The 3,138-nt window shown below is 49.8% G+C and carries 4 protein-coding genes; 1 reads left to right on the top strand and 3 read right to left on the bottom strand.

What is annotated here, in order from left to right; genetic code table 11:
* Positions 1–191: 191 nt before the first annotated feature.
* Positions 192–1,364: an LL-diaminopimelate aminotransferase gene (locus tag J0895_RS08360; protein ID WP_207087649.1), complete on the bottom strand. Its 1,173-nt coding sequence runs from the start codon at positions 1,362–1,364 to the stop codon at positions 192–194.
* A gap of 86 nt (positions 1,365–1,450) precedes the next feature.
* Entirely contained in the window at positions 1,451–1,774 is a 324-nt protein-coding gene (locus J0895_RS08355) for a thioredoxin family protein (RefSeq protein ID WP_207087648.1), read from the bottom strand.
* Between J0895_RS08355 and J0895_RS26310 the strand changes: the two genes are divergently transcribed.
* Positions 1,773–1,901, top strand: a complete 129-nt coding sequence (locus tag J0895_RS26310; RefSeq protein WP_277989804.1) for a hypothetical protein — start codon at positions 1,773–1,775, stop codon at positions 1,899–1,901. The genes J0895_RS08355 and J0895_RS26310 overlap by 2 nt on opposite strands.
* A gap of 138 nt (positions 1,902–2,039) precedes the next feature.
* Here J0895_RS26310 and J0895_RS08350 read toward each other — a convergent pair whose 3' ends face one another.
* Entirely contained in the window at positions 2,040–2,804 is a 765-nt protein-coding gene (locus J0895_RS08350) for a PspA/IM30 family protein (protein ID WP_207087647.1), read from the bottom strand.
* Between the last annotated feature and the right edge of the window lie 334 nt (positions 2,805–3,138).

Here is a 3,138-nt window from a genome sequence, read left to right as displayed (position 1 = left end):
TCTGATATTGCTTGTCAGTTGTATAGGCTGGCGGCTCAAGGCAGTAGTGACTTACTGTGCCGGAATTTCACCGAAGACTAGAATACAATAATCACGCAGATGATTATTCTTACTCGCTTTTACTATTTTAACACGGTCGGATCATATCCCCACGGATAAATCCGGGGGCTTTACGCCGATTCTCGGTAAAATTATGAATTCAAAAACTGGGCAATTCGTTTCACCGCTTCTTCTAATACTGGCGGATCCCAAACTAAGGCAAAACGGACATACCCTTCACCCATTTTGCCAAATCCGGAACCGGGAGAGGCGGCTATGCCAGTTTTTTCGACCATCTGAATACAAAAGCCGATGGAATTGTTGGCCCACTGCGGGGGAAGTTTTGCCCAAACATACATGGTAGACTCGGGCATTGGCACTTGCCAGCCGATGCGATGGAGGGCGTTGACGAAGGCATCCCGACGGTTGTGGAAGATGCTGGTCATTTCGGCTACGGTGTCTTGGGGACCTGTGAGGGCGGCGATCGCCCCGTCGAGAATGCCCTGATATTGATTGAAATCCACTGCCGCCTTGACTTGACGCAGGGCTTTAATCAGTTCGGGATTCCCAATGGCATACCCAACCCGCAATCCGCCCATATTATAGGATTTGGACAAGGTAAAAAACTCGATGGAAACGGTTTTTTCCGGGTCCGCTTGCAGGATGGAGGGGACGGAAATCTGAGCATCAAATACTAAGTCGGCATAGGGAAAGTCGTGAACCAGGACTAACTGATGTTTCTGGCAAAAGGCAACCGCTTCTTGGAAAAACGACAGGGGAGCAATAGCGGTGGTGGGGTTGTGAGGATAGCTCAAAACCATCATCCGTGCTTGATTGAGAACCGCTGGGGGAATCTCCTCAAAAACGGGCAAAAATCCGTTTTCTTCCCGCAGGGGCATCCCATAAATTTGACCACTGGCTAAATACACCCCACCGGCATGGGAGGGATAGCCCGGATCCATGAGGAGGGCAAAATCTCCGGGATTTAAAATGGCTAAGGGTAAATGAGCGGTGCCTTCCTGGGAGCCAATTAAGGCTAGGACTTCAGTTTGGGGGTCTACTGCAATGCCATAGCGCTGGTGGTACCACTGGGCGGCAGCTTCGCGAAAGGCTTGGGTGCGGTGAAAGAGGACGTAGCCGTGAGAGTTGCGATCGGGTAAAGATGAGGCGATCGCCTCAATGATATGGGCTGCCGGGGGGAGGTCCGAGGACCCCAATGATAAGTCAATGACCTTCAATCCTGCGGCTTTTGCCTTAGCTTTGGCGTTATCCATATCTGCAAAGACATTGGAACGCAGGGGTTCTAAACGGTTAGCAAACTGCATGATGATTAACGGGTGAGAAGCTGATGGAGTGCAACGAATCCGGAATCCGGTTTACCTACGTCCGGTTCGGGAATCCAAATGGGTTGTTATAGATGGGCGTCGATTAGGGTGGCTAATGCCTGTTTGGTAATGGCTCCTTCAAAGGATTCTACGATCGCCCCATCTTTAAATACTCGGATTGCTGGTACGCCTTCAACGCCGCACTTTTTCACCGATTCAGGATTGGGATCGACTTCTAGCTTAAGGACTTTGAGGCGATCGCCATATTCTGATGCTGCCCAGTCTATATAGGGGGAGACCAATCGGCAAGGCCCACACCAACTGGCCCAAAAATAGGCCAATACTGGGGTTGTTGCTTGTTCTACTTCGGGTCCAAACTCAGTATCTGTGACTTTGATAATGCTACTCATGCCCACCGCTTTCAAATATCAGGTACTAGGCGATCGCCAACCCAAGCCATCGGAAATCCAACGGTCGTGGCGATCGCTCAATTTTATTAAACTGGGATTATTTTACAGCAGGGAAGTCACTGGGTGACAGGGAGATCGGGGGGATGGGGGGGATATAGAAAAACCACAACTCCCTGAGTAGAAGAAGCCATAGTCTAAAGTAAAGACCAGGCCAGGACAGGAAGTTGTGGAAAAATAGGGCAAAGCCCGGGAAGTCGGGGTTTAATTAACCGTCATTGAGTTGCGATCGCAACTGTTCCAATTCGTCATCCACAGCGGTTTTGGGAGCGCTGCTTTCTCCGGCGCTGGGTAGTTGACTTTGAGCCCCAGATGCGCCGGTGAGTTGAGCTTTCATGGCAGAGAGTTCATCATCCACATCACTTCCCGCCTCCAATTGCGCGAACTGATTTTCCAGATTCGTGCCGCCAATTTCATAAGCCGCTTGAGAGCGGGCTTCCATTTGCAGCACCTTTTCTTCCATCCGCTCGAACGCTGCCATTGAGCCACCCGTGTTGATCGAACCGAGGGTATTTTGAAGCTGTTCGTTCGCCTTGGCCGCTTGCGCCCGAGCTTTGAGCATATTTTTCTTAGTTTTCGCTTCAGAAATCTTGCTTTCCAAACCGATTAAATTCCGCTTGAGGTTATCAACCTGACCCAACTGCCCATCCAGTTGGTTTTTTAACATGGCAGCGGTTTCAGCGTTGGATTTTTTACGAACGAGGGCTTCGCGGGCGAGAGTTTCATCCCCTTTTTGGAGGGCGAGTTGGGCGCGACTTTGCCAAGTATTGGCTTCGTTGTTGGCCTGCTCGTACTGTTTCTGAGTGCGTTTTTGGTTGGCAATGGAACTAGCGACGGCTTGGCGCAACTGCACCAAGTCTTCCTGCATATCGATAATAGATTGCTCTAGGACTTTTTCTGGGTCTTCTGCTTTGCTGACTATATCGTTAAGATTGGCTCTGACAACTCGGCTAATGCGATCAAACAATCCCATGATGCTATTTTTCCTTTTCGGGTTTACAAGGTAGGTTTTTATTGGACAGGCTGCTGGCCTGAGATCCTCGCTGTTGATTGATTGGGTGGCAACGGTCCTCACCCATTCCATCTGCTTTGATGGTACTCGTTGTCAGCCAGAGACAGAAGGTGACGGAGGCGATCGAATACCAGAGACTCTCTTGATGAATCTATTGACACTCCCGATGTCTAAAGACACGGGGATTCTTGCATAGCCTTAGACCAAAGCCTAATTCTAATGGGCGCTGCTCATTTCGCCTCTAATAAGTCGGCTCAAATCTAGTTTGAACTTTCCCTTTACGTTTAGTTTGCGA

The sequence above is a fragment of the Phormidium pseudopriestleyi FRX01 genome, assembly GCF_017313335.1.
GTDB classification, from domain to species: Bacteria; Cyanobacteriota; Cyanobacteriia; order Cyanobacteriales; family Laspinemataceae; genus Laspinema; species Laspinema pseudopriestleyi.
The sequence above is the reverse complement of the archived record's forward strand: the minus strand, read 5'-3'. Positions and strand labels throughout refer to the sequence as shown.

Bases quoted from the DNA above. Each gene is read 5' to 3' on its own strand.
- J0895_RS08350 (WP_207087647.1), bottom strand. From the start codon at position 2,804: ATGGGATTGTTTGATCGCATTAGCCGAGTTGTCAGAGCCAATCTTAAC.
- J0895_RS26310 (WP_277989804.1), top strand. From the start codon at position 1,773: ATGCCCACCGCTTTCAAATATCAGGTACTAGGCGATCGCCAACCCAAG.
- J0895_RS08355 (WP_207087648.1), bottom strand. From the start codon at position 1,774: ATGAGTAGCATTATCAAAGTCACAGATACTGAGTTTGGACCCGAAGTA.
- J0895_RS08360 (WP_207087649.1), bottom strand. From the start codon at position 1,364: ATGCAGTTTGCTAACCGTTTAGAACCCCTGCGTTCCAATGTCTTTGCA.